General features: G+C 44.4%; 18 protein-coding genes. 7 read left to right on the top strand and 11 right to left on the bottom strand.

Going from position 1 to position 20,185, the window contains the following annotated elements; translation table 11 throughout:
• The first annotated feature begins 10 nt into the window (after positions 1-10).
• From AB2J24_RS11080 to choV, 7 genes are all read left to right on the top strand, one after another.
• Positions 11-313: a sarcosine oxidase subunit delta gene (locus tag AB2J24_RS11080; RefSeq protein ID WP_367385518.1), complete on the top strand. Its 303-nt coding sequence runs from the start codon at positions 11-13 to the stop codon at positions 311-313.
• Positions 310-3,318 carry a sarcosine oxidase subunit alpha gene (locus tag AB2J24_RS11075; RefSeq protein WP_367385517.1) on the top strand — a complete coding sequence of 1,003 codons (3,009 nt, stop codon included), beginning with the start codon at positions 310-312 and terminating at the stop codon, positions 3,316-3,318. The genes AB2J24_RS11080 and AB2J24_RS11075 overlap by 4 nt, the downstream gene beginning before the upstream one ends.
• Positions 3,319-3,329: 11 nt before the next feature.
• Positions 3,330-3,878: a sarcosine oxidase subunit gamma gene (locus AB2J24_RS11070; protein ID WP_367385516.1), complete on the top strand. Its 549-nt coding sequence runs from the start codon at positions 3,330-3,332 to the stop codon at positions 3,876-3,878.
• Positions 3,879-3,924: 46 nt separating this feature from the next.
• Positions 3,925-6,438 carry a GcvT family protein gene (locus AB2J24_RS11065; RefSeq protein WP_367385515.1) on the top strand — a complete coding sequence of 838 codons (2,514 nt, stop codon included), beginning with the start codon at positions 3,925-3,927 and terminating at the stop codon, positions 6,436-6,438.
• A gap of 127 nt (positions 6,439-6,565) precedes the next feature.
• Positions 6,566-7,498 carry a choline ABC transporter substrate-binding protein gene (locus AB2J24_RS11060; protein ID WP_162653979.1) on the top strand — a complete coding sequence of 311 codons (933 nt, stop codon included), beginning with the start codon at positions 6,566-6,568 and terminating at the stop codon, positions 7,496-7,498.
• Between the two features lie 72 nt (positions 7,499-7,570).
• Entirely contained in the window at positions 7,571-8,410 is an 840-nt protein-coding gene (gene choW / locus AB2J24_RS11055) for a choline ABC transporter permease subunit (protein ID WP_162653978.1), read from the top strand.
• The gene (choV, locus tag AB2J24_RS11050) at positions 8,407-9,444 is read left to right on the top strand and encodes a choline ABC transporter ATP-binding protein (protein ID WP_367385514.1); all 1,038 of its coding nucleotides are present in this window, start codon (positions 8,407-8,409) and stop codon (positions 9,442-9,444) included. The genes choW and choV overlap by 4 nt, the downstream gene beginning before the upstream one ends.
• A gap of 42 nt (positions 9,445-9,486) precedes the next feature.
• Here the strand turns inward: choV and AB2J24_RS11045 are convergent, their stop codons facing one another.
• The 11 genes from AB2J24_RS11045 to AB2J24_RS10995 form a co-directional block, all read right to left on the bottom strand.
• Positions 9,487-10,626, bottom strand: a complete 1,140-nt coding sequence (locus AB2J24_RS11045; RefSeq protein ID WP_367385513.1) for a M56 family metallopeptidase — start codon at positions 10,624-10,626, stop codon at positions 9,487-9,489.
• Positions 10,613-11,008: a BlaI/MecI/CopY family transcriptional regulator gene (locus tag AB2J24_RS11040; protein WP_162653975.1), complete on the bottom strand. Its 396-nt coding sequence runs from the start codon at positions 11,006-11,008 to the stop codon at positions 10,613-10,615. The genes AB2J24_RS11045 and AB2J24_RS11040 overlap by 14 nt, the downstream gene beginning before the upstream one ends.
• Positions 11,009-11,092: 84 nt before the next feature.
• Complete coding sequence (locus tag AB2J24_RS11035) at positions 11,093-11,368, bottom strand: DUF2160 domain-containing protein (RefSeq protein WP_367385512.1); 276 nt, start codon at positions 11,366-11,368, stop codon at positions 11,093-11,095.
• Positions 11,369-11,370: 2 nt separating this feature from the next.
• Complete coding sequence (locus tag AB2J24_RS11030; protein ID WP_162653974.1) at positions 11,371-12,168, bottom strand: carbohydrate ABC transporter permease; 798 nt, start codon at positions 12,166-12,168, stop codon at positions 11,371-11,373.
• Positions 12,168-13,049 carry a carbohydrate ABC transporter permease gene (locus tag AB2J24_RS11025; RefSeq protein WP_197742888.1) on the bottom strand — a complete coding sequence of 294 codons (882 nt, stop codon included), beginning with the start codon at positions 13,047-13,049 and terminating at the stop codon, positions 12,168-12,170. The genes AB2J24_RS11030 and AB2J24_RS11025 overlap by 1 nt, the downstream gene beginning before the upstream one ends.
• 1 nt (position 13,050) lies before the next feature.
• On the bottom strand, positions 13,051-14,127 hold the full coding sequence (locus tag AB2J24_RS11020) for an ABC transporter ATP-binding protein (protein WP_367385511.1): 1,077 nt from the start codon (positions 14,125-14,127) through the stop codon (positions 13,051-13,053).
• Positions 14,128-14,137: 10 nt separating this feature from the next.
• Positions 14,138-15,187 carry an ABC transporter ATP-binding protein gene (locus tag AB2J24_RS11015; RefSeq protein ID WP_197742876.1) on the bottom strand — a complete coding sequence of 350 codons (1,050 nt, stop codon included), beginning with the start codon at positions 15,185-15,187 and terminating at the stop codon, positions 14,138-14,140.
• Positions 15,188-15,319: 132 nt separating this feature from the next.
• Positions 15,320-17,056, bottom strand: a complete 1,737-nt coding sequence (locus AB2J24_RS11010) for an extracellular solute-binding protein (protein ID WP_162653970.1) — start codon at positions 17,054-17,056, stop codon at positions 15,320-15,322.
• Positions 17,057-17,398: 342 nt separating this feature from the next.
• On the bottom strand, positions 17,399-18,163 hold the full coding sequence (locus tag AB2J24_RS11005) for a 3-keto-5-aminohexanoate cleavage protein (RefSeq protein ID WP_367385510.1): 765 nt from the start codon (positions 18,161-18,163) through the stop codon (positions 17,399-17,401).
• Positions 18,163-19,482 (bottom strand): aspartate aminotransferase family protein, encoded by a 1,320-nt coding sequence (locus AB2J24_RS11000; RefSeq protein ID WP_162653969.1) that lies wholly within the window; start codon positions 19,480-19,482, stop codon positions 18,163-18,165. The genes AB2J24_RS11005 and AB2J24_RS11000 overlap by 1 nt, the downstream gene beginning before the upstream one ends.
• A 76-nt stretch (positions 19,483-19,558) precedes the next feature.
• Positions 19,559-20,179, bottom strand: coding sequence for a response regulator transcription factor (locus tag AB2J24_RS10995; protein WP_367385509.1), 621 nt, complete (start codon positions 20,177-20,179; stop codon positions 19,559-19,561).
• Between the last annotated feature and the right edge of the window lie 6 nt (positions 20,180-20,185).

Here is a 20,185-nt window from a genome sequence, read left to right as displayed (position 1 = left end):
GAGAACTACTATGCTATTGATCCGCTGTCCTTATTGTGACCAAGAACGGCCCGAGTTAGAGTTTTCCTATGCTGGAGAGGCGCATATTGCGCGGCCGTCTGATCCATCGTCTCAAACTGATGAAGAATGGAAGGATTACCTTTTTATTCGCACCAATGCGAAGGGTGCTCATTTTGAGCGCTGGCGGCACATTCATGGTTGTGCTCGTTTTTTTAACGCGGTTCGAGATACTGTGAGTGATAAATTTTTACTTACTTATAAAGCTGGAGAGAAGCGACCAGATATTTCTAAACTTTCAGGAACTGCAAAATGAATGCATTTCGGAACACAGAAGGTGGCTTTATAAACCGCGAACGACCCATTAATTTTACCTTTGATGGAAAGCGTTATCAGGGTTTTGAAGGCGATACGGTTGCTTCTGCACTTATCGCAAACGGCGTCCATCTTGTCGGTCGATCATTTAAGTATCATCGACCACGCGGCTTTGTGAGTGCTGGATCGGATGAACCAAATGCGCTTGTTGGCACGTGTCGAGGAACAGGGAGCGGAGGAGCAGGGCGGTCAGAACCAAATACTCGAGCGACTATTCAGGAGATTTATGAAGGATTGGAGGTTGTAAGCCAGAACAACTGGCCAAGCCTAAATTTCGATATTGGTTCTATCAACGATCGTATGGGAGCCATATTTTCAGCCGGATTTTATTATAAAACCTTCATGTGGCCAAAAAGTTTTTGGGACAGCGTTTATGAGCCAATTATTCGCGCTTCTGCGGGGTTAGGAAAATCGCCAAGTCTGCCTGATCCCGATAATTATGCGTCTCGATATTTGCATTGCGATGTTCTGATTGTTGGCGCCGGTGCAGCGGGAATAGCAGCCGCACGAAGAGCGGCTATAAGTGGTGCTGACGTTGTTCTGGTTGACGAAAATAATCAAATTGGTGGTTCTTTACTATCTCTATCTGATGTTAAAATTGATAACGAAACGACTAAGGGTTGGTTAGCTAGTAAGACCGCAGAGTTAGACGAACTCGGCGTTCGTGTGATGTGCAGAACCACTGCAATCGGATATTACCACCAAAATATGTTAGGGCTTTGTGAGAAGGTCACGGATCATCTTGCGAAATTGCCCGAAGGAGCACCTCGAGAACGTATGTGGCACGTGCGAGCTGGCCAAGTGGTTCTTGCCCAGGGCGCCCTGGAAAAACCACTAGTGTTCGATGGAAATGATCGCCCGGGTGTTATGTTGGCAGGGGCTGCGCAGACATATCTTAATCGCTATAGTGTCAAAGTTGGTAATCAGCCAGCGATTGTTACCTCTCATGATAGTGCATGGTTCGTCGCCTTTGATCTTCACAGTGCTGACGCTAGGGTTGCTGCTATTGTCGACATTCGAGATGACGTTAAGATTGAGTTGATTCAAAGGGCTAAATCGCTCGGTATCACCACATATATTGGCCATACCGTAACAGGTACTTCCGGTCGTCTTCGTATTTCCTCCGTTCGTGTAAATTCTGTGAACGAAAATACGGTTGGTGCAGCCAAAATAGTATCTTGTGACTGTTTGTTAATGTCTGGTGGGTGGACACCAAGTTTACACCTGTTTTCGCACACTAAGGGTTCGTTAGACTGGGATGTCGAAAACGAAGTGTTTCTGCCAGGTGAGAAATCAGAGGATTGCTTTATTGCGGGTGCGGGACGCGGTCTTTGGGGTGTATCCAAAGTTCTGCATGATGGCGATATTGCTGGTGTTAATGCTGCGAAGGCTGCTGGTTTTAAGGCAAAGAAAGCAAAATACATCGTTGAAATTGATGATGATGGCACGGGGAAAATATGCAAAGAACTTCCAACAGATTTAGACGCCTCGCGTGCAAAAGCATTTATTGATTTCCAAAATGATGTGACTGCAAAAGACATCCGCCTTGCGGTCCGCGAAGGTATGCATTCCATTGAACATGTAAAGCGTTACACAACCAATGGCATGGCAACCGACCAAGGTAAAATGTCGAATTTGAATGGATTGATGATTGCGTCTGATGCAGTTGGAAAACCAGCGCCAGAGGTTGGCTTAACAACATTTCGTCCGCCTTATACTCCGACAACTTTCGGTGCATTTGCAGGTTATCATCGTGGTGAATTATTTGATGTAACCAGAAAGACTCCGATCGATGGCTGGGCTAAGGAGAATGGAGCCGTGTTTGAACCCGTGGCGCTATGGCGGCGTGCACGGTATTTTCCGAAAAATAATGAAAATATGCATCAGACAGTAAAACGTGAATGTAAAAAAACGCGGCAATCGTTGGGTATTTTTGATGCATCTACCCTGGGTAAAATAGAAGTTGTTGGTCCGGATGCAGCGGAGTTTATGAATAGAATTTATACAAACCCGTGGACAAAGCTTGCAACTGGTCGCTGCCGTTATGGTCTGATGCTAGGTGAAGATGGTTTCATTATTGATGATGGTGTGATTGGTCGATTAAGTGAAGATGTGTTCCATGTGACTACCACAACAGGCGGAGCCGCCCGTGTTCTGAATATGATGGAGGACTATTTGCAGACAGAATGGCCAGATCTTCAGGTATGGCTGACTTCGACGTCTGAACATTGGTCTGTGATTGCACTTAATGGGCCAAATGCGCGTAAAATTTTGGAACCGATTGTTACGTGCCTTGATCTTTCTGATGAAAAATTCCCTCATATGTCAGTTGCAGAATGCTCAATTTTTGATTTGCCATGTCGCCTATTTCGTCTCAGTTTTACTGGTGAACTTGGCTTTGAGATTAATGTGCCAAGCCGTTATGGGCGTATAGTTTGGGAAAAGTTAATAGAAGCGGGACAGCAATATGACATTTGCCCCTATGGAACAGAGGCGATGCATGTCCTTCGTGCTGAAAAGGGTTATATTATCGTTGGACAGGATACGGATGGCACCGTGACACCTCATGACGCTGGCATGAGCTGGGCGATTGGGAAAAAGAAAGAAGATTTTGTTGGTATGCGGTCGCTTAAACGCCCTGATCTGGTAGCTGAAGGCCGAAAACAACTTATCGGTCTGTTGAGCGATGACCCCAATGTTGTTTTGGAGGAGGGGGCTCAGATAGTCGCTGACCCCGATCAACCTATACCAATGAAAATGATTGGCCATGTTACATCCTCCTACTGGAGTGAGGCACTCGGCCGCTCAATCGCACTGGCTCTTGTTGAAGGTGGACACAATCTTAAGGGGTCCACTATCTATATTCCAATGCCTGATAAGACATATGCAGCGCAGATTTGTGACCCTGTATTTTATGATCCTGACGGCGGACGATTGAAACTTTAGGAACTGGATCGATGGCAAATACCAATGCGATAGAAATGTTATCCGACCATAGCGGTCCCATAAAGCTTCTCCAGCTACCGGAAGAAGTACGTTTTAGTTTGCGAATTGATGTAAGTTTGATTGCCAAGGCGTCTAAAGCTCTTGGGTTCAAACTACCTGATCAAATTGGCGCACGCACAGATGTAGAAACTGGATACGCAGCGATGCTTGGCCCGGATGAATGGGTTATCAAAACGTCGGCGGAAGATAGAGATAGCATAGCATTCGCATTTACAAAACTTTATAAAACAACACCGCATAGTCTGACAGATATAAGTGACCGAGAAATATCTATTTTGCTTGAAGGTGGTGAAGTTACGGACCTTCTTGCCATTGGAAATCCGCTGGATTTTCGTAAATTTAAGGTTGGTCGAAGCGAAAGAACGTTGTTTGATACAGCCCAAATTGTCCTTCATCGTGACAGAGATGACAGTTTCAAACTTGATGTCTGGCGATCCTTTTTTCCTCATGTTTGGGGGATGCTAGTTGTGGGAAATAGAGAGCTTGCTGTGAAAATTTAACTCTTGGTACAATGGAAAGAACCCTACAAAATGGGAGGCAAAGATAATGGAAAATAAAGCGCGTGTAGTCGTGGTAGGCGGTGGAGTTGTTGGAGTTTCAACACTTTATCATTTGGCGCGAAAGGGCTGGACCGATTGTTGCTTGATAGAGCGCAAGGAGCTTACGTCCGGTTCAACGTGGCATGCAGCGGGCCTCTTACCTTTGTTTAATATGAGCTACTCCGTTGGTCAAATCCATAAATACTCCGTCAAATTTTACAAGGAACTGGAGAAAGAAACCGGTGTAAGCGTTGGTTTTTCAGATGTCAGTAATATTCGTTTAGCTAAGACAAAAGATCGCTGGGACGAGTATATGTATTATGCTGGTGTTGCTGAAACACTCGGTATTCCGCTCAATATTCTAACGCCTGAGCAGGTGAAAGAAATTTGGCCACTTTGCAATACGGAAGGGCTGCTTGGTGCTATTCAGCATCCCGATGACGGTTATATTCAACCCGCTGATCTCACTCAGGCTTTGGCAAAGGGTGCTCGAGATATGGGCGCACGCATTGAGCGTTATACGACCGTGGAAGCTATCGAACAGTTTGATGACGGGACATGGATAGTTAAAACAGATAAAGGTGATATCACTTGCGAACATGTGGTTTCCTGTACGGGTAACTTTGCTAGAAAAACAGGTAAAATGGTAGGGTTGGATGTACCGGTCATCCCGGTTGAACATCAATATATCGTCACCGAGCCCCACCCAGATATCGTCGAGCGCAAAGAAAGTGGGTTGCCGGAAATGGGTGTTTTGCGTGAATCTGATAGTTCTTGGTATATGCGTGAAGAAAATGGTGGGTTGTTGCTTGGACCATACGAGAAAGGTGCACCTTGTTGTTATGTTGATGGGCCAAGTGATGACAGCGAGTATGAGCTTTTTCAGGAAGATTTAGATCGGCTTATGCCGCATATTGAAACTGCGATTGAACGTGTGCCAGCTTTCGGTGAAGTCGGTATCAAGAAGGTTTACAATGGTGCCATTGCTTATACACCTGATGGCTCGCCGATTATTGGACCCGCGCCGGGTTTGAAAAATTTCTGGCTAAATGAAGGTCATTCTTTTGGAATTACCGCCGCTGGTGGTGCGGGCTGGCAATTGGCAGAGTGGATTGTTGATGGGGAGCCCACAATTGATATGATGGGTGTAGACCCGCGTCGGTTTGGTCCCTATGCAACGGAAGGCTATTTGCGGGCGAAGAACGAAGAAGCTTATGCGAACGTATTTACAACCCACTATCCAGACGAGGAGCGTTTTGCCGCCCGTCCACTAAAAATGACACCGATTTATGACCGCCTCAAGGGCATGGGTGCGGTATTTGGCTCCGTTTATGGTTGGGAACGTGCCAACTGGTTTGCACCAGAGGGTTATGAAATTTCAATATCGGACTTAGATCTAGGTGCCGATGTGCTAACGGATCATAATCATGCGCTGCCAACAGAAGATGGGCGTATTGTTGAAAAATGGTCGTTCCGCCGCTCCAATTACTTCGAACATGTGGGTAATGAGGTCAAAAACGTACATGAAAATGTCGGTTTATTGGATATGTCCGCATTTGCCAAAATTGAAGTATCGGGCAAAGGCGCACGTGATTGGTTGAACTTTATATTTGCCAATAGTGTACCAAAAACGCGTGGTCGCGTCGCGCTATGTCATCTTTTAACGAAATATGGCGGTGTAAAATCTGAATTTACAGTGTTTGAATTCGCGCCAGATCGCTTTTATCTGGTGTCGGCAGGCGCTTATGAAAATCATGACCATGACGTTTTATACAAATTGTTGCCTGATAATGGTTCTGTTGTACTCAAGCCTATCACTGAGAAGTATGGTGTATTGGTGCTTGCTGGACCAAGATCACGTGATGTTCTTGGCAAACTTACACGCACGAGCCTATCTAATGAAAACTTCAAATGGCTGACAGGAAAGCAGATTTCCGTTGGGGCAGCTACCGCGAATGCTTTACGGGTCAATTTTGTCGGCGAACTGGGTTGGGAACTCCATCATCCCATCGAACAACAAAATGTTATCTTTGATGCACTTATGGAGGCTGGTGAGGAATTTGGAATTAAACCATTTGGTATTCGCGCAATGACTGCAATGGCCGTTGAAAAAAGTTACCGTTTGATACCGCGCGAACTTTCTATTGAATATAATGCTTTTGAATCCGGATTAGACCGTTTTGTTAAACTCAAGAAGGGTGAGTTTCTTGGACGAGATGCACTTATTGCAGCTCAAGAGAAAGGATTGAATTGGAATTTCGTCACGTTAGAGGTGCATGATGTGACAGATGCTGATGCGCGAGGCAATGAAGCTATCTATCAGGACGGTATTTTAGTTGGCCGCGCTACGCATGGCGCATTTGGTTATAGGATTGGTAAATCTATAGCACTTGCGATGGTTAAACCGGAATTTTCTGCAATTGGGACAAAGCTTGAAATAAAGATCCTAGGTAAACTTCATAGTGCTACCGTCATCGAAGAGAGCCCATTTGATCCTGATAACGAAGCTTTACGTGCTTAAAGCGATCCTATCCCAGTAGAAAATGACTAAACTCTTGCAGTTCAATAGTTTGCATTTGCAATTTTTACCTCGATAGGAAAAGATAATACTTACAACGAGTTCTTTGTATAATGGGAGAAATAAATACATGAAGATATTTAAACATTTTGGGCTAAGTGTTGCTGCTTTAGCTGCGTCCACGGCTATTTCATTTGCTAATTGTGAAGAAGTTGTTTTTTCTGATGTGGGTTGGACAGACATTACTGCGACAACTGCTACCACGACAACTGTTCTGGAAGCGCTTGGTTATAAAACTGACGTAAAATTATTATCTGTGCCAGTGACTTATGCATCAATGGAAAAAGGCGATATTGATGTATTTCTTGGCAATTGGATGCCATCAATGGAAGGTGATATTGCAAAGTACCGCGAAGCGGGAACTGTTGATACCGTACGTGCAAATCTTGAAGGTGCTAAATACACGCTTGCGACGAACGCGGCAGGTGCAGCACTTGGAATTAAGAGTATTGCTGACATTGCAAAACATAAAGATGCTCTTGACGGCAAAATATACGGTATTGAGGCTGGCAATGACGGCAACCGTTTGATCCAAACTATTATCGATGATGCATCATTTGGTCTTGATGGATTTGAACTTGCAGAAAGTTCCGAACCAGGGATGTTGTCTCAGGTTGCGCGTGCGGATAAAAAAGATGAGCCGATTATTTTCCTGGGATGGGAACCTCATCCGATGAATGCTAACTTTGACATGAGCTATCTAACTGGTGGGGATGATTTCTTCGGCCCTAATCTTGGTGGCGCAACAATTTATACAAACACGAGTGCTGGTTATTCTGCCAAATGCCCAAACGTTGGAAAGCTTCTCACCAATCTTGAATTTTCACTTGCTATGGAGAACGAGATCATGGGCGCAATCTTGAACGATGGCGAGGATGCAAATGATGCCGCTGTTTCATGGCTTAAAGCAAATCCTTCTGTTCTCGACACGTGGCTGTCTGGAGTTACCACACAGGATGGCGGCGATGGAATGGCTGCTGTTAAAGCGGCTCTTGGTCTATAATCCATTTTAATCGATATTGCCTCAGCCATTCAATTATCGATTGGCTGAGGTTATTTGGGGGCGAGATTTGATATGGATTGGCTGACGGATACAAAAATACCGGTTGGTAAAGCCGCGAAATCATTCATTGAATGGCTGCAAGATAATGGCGAATGGTTTTTTGATGGGCTTGCAGATTGGTTGGAAGCGCTGATAGACGGTATTCTTTGGGTGTTGCAAACACCACATCCACTTATCATTGTCGCATTCTTTATTGGTGTCACCTGGCTGCTTCAACGATCTTGGAAGACTTGTCTTTTCATTTTTTTGGGTTTTCTCTTTATTATCAATCAAGACTATTGGGAGGAGATGACAGAGAGCCTGACGCTTGTCCTGTCCGCCTGTGTTGTATGTATGATAATTGGTGTACCAGTCGGTATCGCAGCAGCCCATCGCCCTCGGCTTTACACCTATATGCGCCCGGTTTTAGACTTAATGCAGACGCTACCAACGTTCGTTTACCTCATTCCCGCTATCGTATTCTTCGGCATTGGCATGGTTCCCGGCCTTATTGCGACGGTTATTTTCGTCTTGCCAGCGCCCATCCGTCTCACCCATTTGGGTGTTTCTTCAACACCAAAAACGCTAACGGAAGCTGCTGAAGCTTTTGGCGCAACATCAATGCAAACCCTGATAAAAATTGAACTGCCTTACGCTTTTCCTCAAATTATGGCTGGCTTGAACCAAACAATCATGTTGTCGTTATCTATGGTGGTGATTGCTGCCTTGGTCGGTGCCGATGGACTTGGCGTTCCAGTTGTAAGAGCGCTTAATCAGGTAAATACGGCACTCGGATTTGAAAGTGGATTTGTCATTGTGGTGGTTGCAATCATGCTCGATCGCATGCTGCGTCTTCGCGGAGGTGACAAATGAGCGTTGCAGTTTCATTTAATGATGTAAATATTGTTTTTGGCGACGATCAGAAATCTGCATTACCGTTGATGGACCAAGATAAAACCCGCGAAGACATTCAAAATTCTACAGGTCAGATATTAGGTGTCCATAATTGTACATTTGATGTCAATGAAGGTGAGATACTGGTGCTGATGGGGCTCTCAGGTTCTGGAAAATCTACATTGCTTCGTTCTGTAAACGGCCTGAACACCGTTATTAGAGGCTCAGTTAACGTCAATACTGGGCAGGGTATGGTTGATGTTGCGACTGCCTCTTCACAGCAACTCAAACAGATCAGGCGTTCACGCGTTGCTATGGTTTTCCAGCAATTTGGTTTGCTGCCCTGGCGAAGCGTTGCGGAGAATGTAGGCTTCGGATTAGAAGTTTCTGGCGTTAAAGATCGTGAAAAAAGGGAACGCGTAGCAAAGCAACTTGAGCTTGTTGGGCTTTCCGATTGGGCTGATCGGCAAGTGAGCGAATTATCTGGTGGAATGCAACAACGTGTTGGCTTGGCGAGAGCTTTTGCGACCGAGGCGCCGATTTTATTGATGGATGAACCGTTTTCTGCTCTCGATCCCTTGATACGGACCAGATTGCAGGATGAGCTTTTGGAACTTCAGGAACGATTAAAACGTACTATTATTTTTGTTAGTCACGACCTTGATGAAGCATTTAAACTTGGTGACAAGATCGTAATTATGGAAGGTGGTCGTGTTGTTCAAATGGGTGAACCGCGCGAAATTTTTTCCAATCCAATCAATGAATATGTTGCTGATTTTGTTCAACATATGAATCCGCTTAATGTGTTAACGGCACTTGATGTTATGGAGCCTTTATCAAATCCAACGCCAACAGATATCGTTTCTGCAGATATGCCTATTATTGAGATTATGGAGCGGCTTGATAAGAGTAAAACCGTTGTTGCCGTTCAAGAAAGTGGCAGCACCAATCTAATTGGCCAGATCACGCAACATTGTTTAATAAATGCTTTGAAACATTCAAACAGCCAATAATGGAAGTTGTGCTATACTGGAATTGTTATCGGATTGGTATAATTAGTAAGCAGTGTACGAACCAAGACCGACTTGATTGCGTTTTTCCAAACGTTCCAGATTGATGATTGTTGAGAGCATTAATCGATCATGGCTCCAATCAGCTGGTTTTTGCACCGCGAAGGAGAGGGTGCCCGCTAATGAAATCATCATTGCAGCGACCACAATTAGACGAGCGCGAGAAATTACACCGTTTCCGCCAGTAACAGCAGACATCAAGCGATTTTCCAATAGTTTTTTGGGTCTTGTGGTAAACAATCCGGATCTAGTTTGAATGAGTGCGACCTCGGGAACCCGCAATTTAAACAGGTTATTACGTTTAAAACGTCCACCACAAACGCGTATGAGGCATTCGCAATATTCACGAGCAGATAGAAAACCACGTTTTAGCACATTCTGATCGCAAGATAGTTCACGTAATTCTTCAATTTCTCGTTTGAAGTAATGAAATGCTGGGTTCCAAAAGAAAACTGGCGTGAGAAGTGCAAAAATAAATTCCCAATCAACATCGCGTTGGCGCAAATGTTGCAATTCATGTGCAACAGATACCTTCATATCTATTTGATTGCCCAACATTGTAGATGGCAATACGACGTAATGGTACCGCCACATCCGAGTGGAAAATGGAATACGAATTCTATCAGCTAACATGAGTTTTAAGTGGCCCGATGTCCGCCATTCATGGGCTTCTGACAAAATTCGAGACAATTTGTGCATTGTCAGAAGTGCACGGACAACCATAAACAAAGCTGTCGCTAGCCCCCCATATAATACCAAAGTGATGAACACGTGGTTTGGGTCGGAAAGCTGCGTCATTACATTCTGGCGAAAGGTAAGAACGCTTTCCAAGAAGCTTGGATTTACTTCAATATTACCCTGTAAGAATTGGGCGAGCACTAATTCTGATAAAGTAACGGGTATAGGAGATGCGGATGCAAAATAGTAGCTAAAGAAAGTAAGAAAAGCGGGGAAGAAAAAGGTTACCAGCAAGAGTATTTTTACAAGATGAAGCTGTGCCGCAAATGCACGGGCGGCGTCAGAATTCTTTATAATCTGACGTCCGGCAAACCATATCAGCGCTGAACCAACCATAAGCAAATTAATGTCAATATAACTGGTTACTATAGTTTCAGCTTGAATCATCTCCGAGCTTCCTCCCAAGAAGTTCCCTTAGCTCCTCCAAAGCATCTTGCGTTAAATGATCGTCGTTGACAAGTGTTGCGACCAACGCAGCGGGTGTATTATCGAAAAGTTTAGCAGAAACATCCTTTAAAAGGCGAGATTGATATTGATTTTTTGTAAGAATTGCGCGGTAAATCAACGATTTACCGTCTTTGAGACTGGAAACGAAGCCTTTTTTCTCTAATATTCTCAAGATGGTCGCGGCAGATGTGTAAGCGAGATCACGACCTTCTTCCAATTTTGAAAGAACATCCCGAACACTGCTGTCACCCAATTCCCATAATAACGTCATGAATTCTAACTCAACTTCTGTCAGCAGTTCATGCGTTTTGCGTTTTCTCATTTCACGCCACCAATTCCGATTTAACTAAAGTCTTATTAGCTCAATAAATTGTCACTTACTAGTAAATTAATAGATCTGCACTTATCAGATTTTACGGAAGCAAAATATAAACCAAAGAATTGCTAAGCTGAGAGGTACCCATAATGGTTGTCCAAAAAAGCCCAGCCACGCAAGGAAGATATATACAGAACCCAATATACCTAAAAACAGACGATCACCGCGGGTCGTAACCAGTTTCAAAACACCTAGGCGCTCTGCACCACCTGGATATTTTATTTCAATAAGCGTTAGTAATGCTATCGATGAAAAAATCGCGACAAAAATAAGCACTGTGGGCCAAGTCCAAGCCATCCAACTCATTGTTATACTCTCCCCATTGCGAAGCCTTTAGCAATGTAATTTCTCACAAAGTAAATTACGATTGCACCAGGTATAATTGTTAAAGTTCCGGCAGCGGCGAGAAGACCAAGCTCATAGCCCGCGCTGGATGCTGTTTTTGTCATAGTTGCGGCAATAGGCTTGGCTGCAACTGCTGTGAGCGTTTTGGCAAGTAATAGCTCCACCCATGAGAACATGAAGCAGAAGAATGCTGTCACACCAACGCCAGCTTTAATCGTTGGCAAGAATATTTTGACGAAAAAATGAGGGAATGAGTAGCCATCAACATATGCTGTTTCATCAAGTTCCTTTGGGACTCCGCTCATAAAACCTTCCAAAATCCAGACAGCTAGAGGAACGTTAAACAAACAATGCGCAAGCGCAACGGCTAGATGGGTATCAAAAAGTTCAACCGCTGAATAAAGTTGGAAGAAGGGAAGGGCAAAAACAGCCGCTGGTGCCATGCGGTTCGTTAGCAGCCAGAAGAAAAGGTGCTTATCACCGAGGAACCGGTAACGGGAAAATGCATAAGCGGCAGGAAGCGCAACCAACACCGAAATTACCATATTGAGCGTTACATACGTAATTGAATTAATATAGCCCCAATACCAAGAAGGATCCGTAAAAATTGTCACATAGGCATCTATGGTAAATGTTTGTGGGAAAAGCGAAAACCCAGACAATATCTCATTGGTCGTTTTAAAACTCATTGCAACAAGCCAATAGATAGGCAAAAGCAAGAATAATATGTAGATAATGGGGACGAGTGATCTTTTGTACATTAGCGTTCTCCCTCGACATTAAGGTCTTCGCGGTTCATGAGTGTGTAGAAAAGCCATGAGACCAACAGAGTAATTGCGAAATAAACAAGGCTCATTGCAGCCGCCGGTCCAAGATCAAATTGGCCAAGAGCGATTTTAACGAGATCAATGGAAAGCAGTGTGGTTGAGTTACCTGGTCCGCCGCCTGTTAAAACAAATGGTTCCGTGTAGATATTAAAACTGTCCATAAATCGCAGGAGAATCGCAATTGTAAGAACATTCTTCATTTTGGGTATTTGAATGAAGCGGAAAACTGACCAATTGGTAGCACCATCAATTTTTGCAGCCTGATAATATGCTTCAGGGATTGAAACCAGACCAGCATAGGACAGCAGAACCACTAGAGAAGTCCAATGCCACACATCCATGGCGATAATGGTAACCCACGCCGCAATAGGGTCTTGTGTCATATCATAATTGATGCCCAAGACATGATTTAACGTATAGCCTAATAGACCAATGTCTGGCAGCGCGAAAATGTTCCACATCGCGCCCACCACATTCCACGGAATGAGCATTGGCAGAGACATTAATACAAGGCAGACAGGTACCCACATTCCTTTTTTTGGCATGGAAAGTGCAATCGCAATTCCAAGTGGGACCTCAATTATCAGGATTAGACCTGTGAACAGAAATTGCCTGCCAAGTGCATTATAAAATCGTTCTGACCGCAAAATTTGTTCAAACCAGGTTAATCCCTCCCAGAAGAAAAGATTATCACCAAATGTTTCTTGTACCGAGTAGTTAACAACTGTCATCATCGGTATGATCGCATTGAATGCTACGAGTAGTAACACTGGCAAAACGAAGAACCACGCTTTCTGATTTTCAGTTTTCATCAGATTACCCCTTTGCTTCCGTTGCTAACCATCCATCGATATAAAGGCGGGTTTGATGTGTTTGGAAATTTATCTTCACATCATCACCAATATTAGGCAAAGGTCCGTCCACGATAGCCATAACGCTTGCGTCTCCAATCATTGCATCAACAACACTGTGTCTTCCTACGTCGGAGATTTTGCGCACTTTTGCGTCGATGCCGTGGGTTCCAAGGGAAACAAATTCAGGGCGAATGCCAATCTCTGCTTTACCCTGCATGCCAGGTTTAACAGCGCCTTCGAGGTCAACTTTTTGACCATTTAAAAACGCCATTCCATCACGCAGACCACAAGGTAAGACGTTCATCCCAGGGGAGCCGATAAAGTGCCCGACAAATGTATGTGCAGGGCGCTCGAACAATTCTACCGGTGTGCCAATTTGCACAACTTCACCAAGGTCCATCACAACAACCTGATCGGCAAAAGTCAGCGCTTCCGTCTGATCGTGTGTTACGTAAATCATTGTGTGATGAACTTTTTGGTGAAGCTCTTTGAGTTTACTACGCAGTTTCCATTTCAAATGAGGATCGATAACGGTTAGTGGCTCATCAAACATCACAACGTTAACATCGTCACGAACCAAACCACGGCCCATTGAAAGTTTCTGCTTATTATCGGGACTAAGGCCTGATGCCTTACGGTCCAGCATATCGCTAACTTCCAACATATCCGCGATATCGTGAACGCGCTTATCAATCGTTGCTGCATCCACGCCGCGGTTTCGTAAAGGAAATGCGAGGTTATCATAGACTGTCATCGTGTCGTAAATGACAGGGAACTGAAAAACCTGCGCAATATTGCGTTGATCTGGTGGCAGTTCGGTGACATCTTTATCACCGAAAAGCACAGCGCCTTCGGTCGGTTTTACCAAGCCGGAGATGATATTAAGCAAGGTTGACTTACCACAACCAGAAGGGCCTAAAAGAGCATAGGCTCCGCCGTCTTCCCACTCGAGGTCAATTTGCTTCAGTGCATAATCATCCGGTTCTTGCGGATTTTGCATATAGCTATGTCGAAGTTTTGAAAGAGTAATTTTTGCCATAATCTAATCCTCACGCAGCCCGGCTGCCATCGGGTGCAAAGTAAAGGCACTCCAAAGGATCCATGTAGAATGTGTGATCTTCGCCCACTTGATAGGGGTGAACGCCATGGGAAAGAGAAACCCATGCTTGATCGTCGAATGTAAAATGCGCACTGCTTTCCGAACCACTGAGTTCAGTTACACCAATTTTTCCTGTGACAGCAATATTGGCTTTTTCAGTTTTGACAGGCAGGACATGGTGTGGTCGAACCGCCACGAGATATTGTCCGTCTTGCAAGCTAGCGGCTGCTTTGGATGTATCCCACGTGATATTTCCCATCTCGATTTTATTGCCTTTTTTGGTTACGGACGCATGGTTGATGGGCGGGTCTGAGAAGACTCTCGCTGCAATCAAATTATTGGGATTTCGATAAATATCGGCAGTATCCCCGAACTGGCGAACGTATCCATCCTGCATCAAAACGGTTTTACCGCCGAGCAGCAATGCTTCCTCGGGTTCAGATGTCGCATAAACAACAACTGCACCGCGACCCGCAAAAAGTTCAGGAAGAAGTTCGCGCAATTCCTCCCGCAATTTATAGTCAAGGTTTGCAAGGGGTTCATCTAAAAACACAGCCTGACTATCCTTGGCAATGGCGCGTGCTAGCGCTGTTCGCTGCTGCTGCCCGCCGGAAAGCTCATGTGGTCTGCGATGTAACATCGGACGAAGCTTCAAAATGTCTGCCGCTTCTTCAACGCGACCTTGAATTTCTGACTCTGCAACTTTGGCAACTCGCAATGGCGAGGCTATATTATCAAAAACCGTCATATGCGGATAATTGACAAAAAACTGATGAACAAGGCTGATCCGACGTTGTTGTGTGGATAATTGGGTGACATCGGCGCCATCCATAATAATGTTGCCGGAGCTTACCGGGTCCAGGCCTGCCATCAACTTTATAAGTGATGTTTTACCTGCACCAGTTTCGCCTAGCAGCACATTAAAGTGACCAGCTTCCAAGTTAAGATCCATCTGTTTGATGTGTGTCTTACCTTGGACAACTTTAGTTATATTTTGCAATACGAGCGCCATGGAGCACCAAATCGTTGTAATTTATGTGAATTTTATTGAGCGAGATCTGTTGGGGCACTCTGGCACCCCAACAGACGTTAGAACTTTCATTCTAACTTTTGGCCGACTTTCGGGAGGAACTTAGTTCGAGTTCCAGCGGGCAACTAGGTCTTCGTAGTTGACTGTTTCGCCCTGTGGCTTCTCGTTATCAAGCTTAGCTTTCGCGCCGCCTTTTCCAAGCCATTCGGATGCATCCTTAGGCTCGTTCAAACGAGGTCCACAACCGCCATAAACATTGGCGCCTTCATCTGCACGTTGCATACGTGACATAGTGATGTCCATTTCCTCAGCCAAACGATCCATCGCTTGCTGTGGTGTAAAGGCACCTGAGTTCACGTCACCAATTTGCTGCCACCAGATTTGTGCCAGTTTTGGATAGTCAGGCACGTTCACACCTGTAGGTGACCATGCAACACGATCAGGAGAGCGATAAAACTCAACAAGACCACCAAGTTTAGAAGCACGCTCTGTGAAGCTCTCATGATTGACTGATGAATCACGGATGAATGTCAAACCAACATGTGATTTTTTCACATCTACAGTTTTAGACGTTACAAACTGAGCGTAAAGCCAAGCAGCTTGCGCGCGGTCAGATGGTGTTGAATTCAAGAATGTCCAAGAACCCACATCCTGATAACCAACTTTTTGACCTTCTTCCCAATAAGGGCCGTGCGGTGACGGAGCCATGCGCCATAATGGATTACCTTCATCATCGACAGTATTATTGCCTTCTGACTTTGGTTTTACCATATCTGCTGTAAAGGCTGTGTACCAGAAGATTTGCTGAGCAACGTTACCTTGGCTAAGTGCTGGAAGTGACTGATAAAAGTCAAAGCTAGCGGCACCTGGAGGTGCGTAATTACGTAGCCATTCGTCCCATTTGCGGATCGCATAAACGGCAGCAGGGCCATTTGCAGCGCCACCACGGGAAACGGAAGCACCAGCAGGATTACAAGAACCCTGTTCCATGCGAATTCCCCATTCATCAATTGGGACACCGTTTGGCTCACCTTTTGAACCAGCGCCAGCCATTGATAGCCAAGCATCAGTCATGCGCCAACCAAGATCTGGTGCGCGCTTACCGTAATCCATGTGACCATAGATATCGACGCCATCAACATTTTTAACATCTTTTGAGAAGAACTCGGCGATATCTTCATAGGCTGACCAGTTTACTGGCACGCCAAGATCATAACCGTATTTTTCTTTAAACGCAGCTTTTAGGTCTTCACGATCAAACCAATCTTTGCGGAACCAATAAAGGTTTGCAAATTGCTGATCTGGCAACTGATAAAGTTTTCCATCTGGACCAGTTGTAAACTGTGTACCCATGAAATCTTCAAGGTCTAGGGTAGGGGATGTTGTTGCAGCCCATTCGCCAGCCATTTGATCTGTCAGATTATAAGCAAGTTGCAAACGAGAGTGTGTACCGATCAAATCGGAGTCATTTACGTAGCCATCATAAAGGTTACGGTTTGTTTGCATCTGCGTTTGAACAGCTTGAACAACTTCACCTTCACCAAGGATTTGGTGATTGACTTTGATGCCCGTGATTTCTTCAAATGCTTTTGTTAAAACTTCAGATTCATATGAGTGAGTAGGAATGCCCTCGGATAGAACATTGATTTCCATACCTTTAAAAGGCTCAGCAGCTTTGATGAACCAGTCCATCTCAGACATCTGCTGATCTTTGGATAGAGCAGAAGGTTGAAACTCCTGGTCAATCCATTTTTTTGCGGCAGCTGAATCGGCAAATGCTGAGTTCATTCCACTCAGCAGACCAATTGATGCTACCGTACATAGCAATATTTTATGCATTATTTCCTCCAGTATTGTGAGTCAGCCCAAACTGACCCCTATATTCAAACACCGGATGTTACACTTATGTCAACTAATTTTTTAGTAGATCACTATGGATGATGATGAATATTTACATAACTTACTGTATTTATTTATGTATATTCAATATTTTAAACTCGACATAAAGAGAATGGAGTTCACATTTTTTATGTAAAAAACCTCGCATTTTGATTGTTGAAGACACGCAGATGTTCAAAAAGTTCGTCTAAATTTACAAATTAATGAACTGATTTCCAATAAGAATCATGCTGTCATTACATTAAAAATAACGATCTTGTAGAACTCAATTTTTCAAACAAATTAGGTGATGAATTTTACCAGTTCCGCGACCCTTTCGGCGTTATTTTTGGCTATTGATCCATCTCTATTCCACAGCGAATTTTCGAAACCAATACGCACTTTCCCGCCCCGCTTGTACGCTTCGACCAAGCATTCAGTTTCTCCTAATCCAAAGGCGCAGGTCGCCCAGTCGATATTTTGTTTATCCTGCATCCACTCATAAAACGGGTCGAGATCCTTCGGCATGCTCTGCTGGTTTTTGGTATAACGGCCAAGTACAAATAACAGCTGTAGCGAATGGTTTTTATCTAGTAAGGACAATGCTTCTATCCTTTTTAGATCATCATTATCATATATGATATGTTGAACCGAGATGTTTGAATCTCGGCACCAGTTGTAGAATTGACTTGCCTCTTTATCTTCGTTGTCAGACAACATTTCAGCTATAGAGATTGAAACAGCGCTTGGCATAAGTTGCTTAACCAATTTGCGTTGCTGTGCCGCTGAATATTGACTAACAGCCTCTGTTGTTATCTGGACATAAAGTTCTGGCAATGCATTTTGTAGTTCGTTAAGTGCTTCTCGATATGTGCCTGCATCCAGCGTATGTTTTCCTTGTTCATCACGGATGTGCATATGCAACCCATCCGCACCTTGTTCGACGCAAGCCTTAGCTGTTGCCACAGTCTCTGCTATTGTTATTGGCAGAGCAGGGTGATCTTGTTTCCCGCGCCGCGCTCCGTTGGGTGCGACCATGATTTTTGGTAATGGTTTGATCATCTTCATTAAAAAACCTGTTGGAACGCTGTTTTAAGTTTGGTCACGATTTCATCAATATGGGTTTCATCCAGAATGAATGGTGGTGCAAGCAGGATATGATCCCCATTTACGCCATCTATTGTTCCGCCCATAGGATAGCAAATTAAACCGGCTTCAAATGCCGCTTTTTTCAATTTTTTGTTGATTGTATCTTTTGGTGTAAATGGTTGCTTCGTTTCCCGGTCTTTGACAATTTCGAGACCACGAAATAAACCGCGCCCTCGAATATCACCAATATGAGGGTGTTCCCCAAAAGCATCCTGCAGAACAGTTTGCAATTTCTGCCCCATATCGAGGGAACGCTCGACCAAACCGTGGCTTGTCAGTTTGTTGACGACGGCGAGGGAGGCAGCCGCTGCAACGGGATGCCCGATATAGGTATGTCCATGTTGAAAGAAACCAGAACCACCTTCAATCACCTGGTAAATCTTTTTCGTGCAAAGCATGGCGCCAATTGGCTGATAACCGGCTCCCAGCCCCTTTGCTATAGTTATAATATCTGGCGACACCCCATCTTGCTCACAGGCAAACATGGTTCCTGTTCGTCCCATGCCGCACATAACTTCGTCTAGAATCAATAGTATCCCGTGTGCATCGCAGATCTCTCGAATTCGCTTGAAATAACCTTTGACGGCTGGCACGGCTCCTGCGGTAGCCCCCACGACTGGTTCTGCGACAAATCCAATAACATTTTCAGCACCAAGACGTTGGATTTCGGTTTCCAGTTCATTGGCAATTCGTAATCCATACTGTTCCGTGGTTTCATTCGTAAGCCGGCCTCGATATTCATAACATGGAGAGATATGGCTTGTTTCGATCATAAGAGGGGAGAATGGCGCACGCCGCCACTCATTGCCACCTGTTGCGAGCGCAGCTAGGGTGTTCCCATGATAACTTTGTTTTCGCGCTATAAAATATTTCTTTGATGTTTGGCCCTGTTCCCAGAAATATTGTCTGGCAAGTTTAAGCGCAGATTCTACGGCCTCCGAGCCACCAGACACCAAGTAAACCCGATCAATGCCATCAGGAGCCAATTCTACCAGCTTGTCTGCTAGTTGCTCGGCTGGCTGTGACGTTAGAAAACTAGTATGTGCAAACGCAATCTCATCCAATTGCTCTTTGATTGCTGCTGTTACATCTTTATCTCCATGACCTAAACATGAGACGGCCGCCCCGCCTGAACCATCAAAATATTGCTTGCCATCGGTATCGTATAGATAAACGCCTTGTCCTGATTCTACAGTTGGTAAATTTGCCTTGGTATGTCTTGGGAAAATATGTGACACAGAATGTCCCTCGTCAGTTTATAATTTAAATGATTACAATAAGTTTTCGTCTTGGGTTTCGCGAAACGCTCGCTAATCAAGAAAATAGTTTTGTTGTGATAGCCTTTTCGATTAACTCGGCGACCGATGTTACATCCATTTTTTCCAGAATACGCGCGCGGTGATGGTCAATTGTACGCGGGCTGACGTTTAATTGTCGTCCGATGTTTTTGCTGGAGGTGTCGGCTGGATTTTGAACAATAAATTGGGCAATTTCTCTTTCACGAGTTGTGAGATTTTCAAGTTTTGACCGAAGCATTTTACTATCGTCGTCATGCTGCATGGATATTCTTGTATTCTCAAATGCTGTGTTGATCGCCTCCAACAGTATCTTCTGCTTAAAAGGTTTTTCAAGAAAATCAATCGCGCCAGCTTTCATAGCTTGAACCGATTCAGGTATTCCGCCATGTCCAGTCATAAATATAATTGGAATCGATATTTCACGTTCAATCAAACACTGCTGTAGTTCCAATCCGTTTAACTCTGGCATGCCATAGTCCAAAAGTATGCACCCGAGATTATTTTCATTATGAGAACTTAGAAACTCATTTGCCGATGAGAAGCTTTCGACATTATAGCCGCGTTTAGTCAGTGATCTCGTGAGAGATGCTCGAATATCGTCGTCGTCGTCGATTATAAAAACAGTTAGATCATTCATAGAATA

It is taken from the genome of Lentilitoribacter sp. EG35, from assembly GCF_040784015.1.
GTDB lineage: Bacteria > Pseudomonadota > Alphaproteobacteria > Rhizobiales > Rhizobiaceae > Lentilitoribacter.
Note: the sequence above shows the minus strand (reverse complement) of the source record. Positions and strands in the feature narration are given on the sequence as shown.

Coding starts and splice junctions, on each gene's coding strand:
- AB2J24_RS11010 (WP_162653970.1), bottom strand. CDS start 17,056: ATGCATAAAATATTGCTATGTACGGTAGCATCAATTGGTCTGCTGAGT.
- AB2J24_RS11040 (WP_162653975.1), bottom strand. CDS start 11,008: ATGAGAAAACGCAAAACGCATGAACTGCTGACAGAAGTTGAGTTAGAA.
- AB2J24_RS11030 (WP_162653974.1), bottom strand. CDS start 12,168: ATGTACAAAAGATCACTCGTCCCCATTATCTACATATTATTCTTGCTT.
- AB2J24_RS11020 (WP_367385511.1), bottom strand. CDS start 14,127: ATGGCAAAAATTACTCTTTCAAAACTTCGACATAGCTATATGCAAAAT.
- AB2J24_RS11060 (WP_162653979.1), top strand. CDS start 6,566: ATGAAGATATTTAAACATTTTGGGCTAAGTGTTGCTGCTTTAGCTGCG.
- AB2J24_RS11045 (WP_367385513.1), bottom strand. CDS start 10,626: ATGATTCAAGCTGAAACTATAGTAACCAGTTATATTGACATTAATTTG.
- AB2J24_RS10995 (WP_367385509.1), bottom strand. CDS start 20,179: ATGAATGATCTAACTGTTTTTATAATCGACGACGACGACGATATTCGA.
- AB2J24_RS11005 (WP_367385510.1), bottom strand. CDS start 18,163: ATGAAGATGATCAAACCATTACCAAAAATCATGGTCGCACCCAACGGA.
- AB2J24_RS11075 (WP_367385517.1), top strand. CDS start 310: ATGAATGCATTTCGGAACACAGAAGGTGGCTTTATAAACCGCGAACGA.
- AB2J24_RS11080 (WP_367385518.1), top strand. CDS start 11: ATGCTATTGATCCGCTGTCCTTATTGTGACCAAGAACGGCCCGAGTTA.
- choW (WP_162653978.1), top strand. CDS start 7,571: ATGGATTGGCTGACGGATACAAAAATACCGGTTGGTAAAGCCGCGAAA.
- AB2J24_RS11035 (WP_367385512.1), bottom strand. CDS start 11,368: ATGAGTTGGATGGCTTGGACTTGGCCCACAGTGCTTATTTTTGTCGCG.
- AB2J24_RS11070 (WP_367385516.1), top strand. CDS start 3,330: ATGGCAAATACCAATGCGATAGAAATGTTATCCGACCATAGCGGTCCC.
- AB2J24_RS11065 (WP_367385515.1), top strand. CDS start 3,925: ATGGAAAATAAAGCGCGTGTAGTCGTGGTAGGCGGTGGAGTTGTTGGA.
- choV (WP_367385514.1), top strand. CDS start 8,407: ATGAGCGTTGCAGTTTCATTTAATGATGTAAATATTGTTTTTGGCGAC.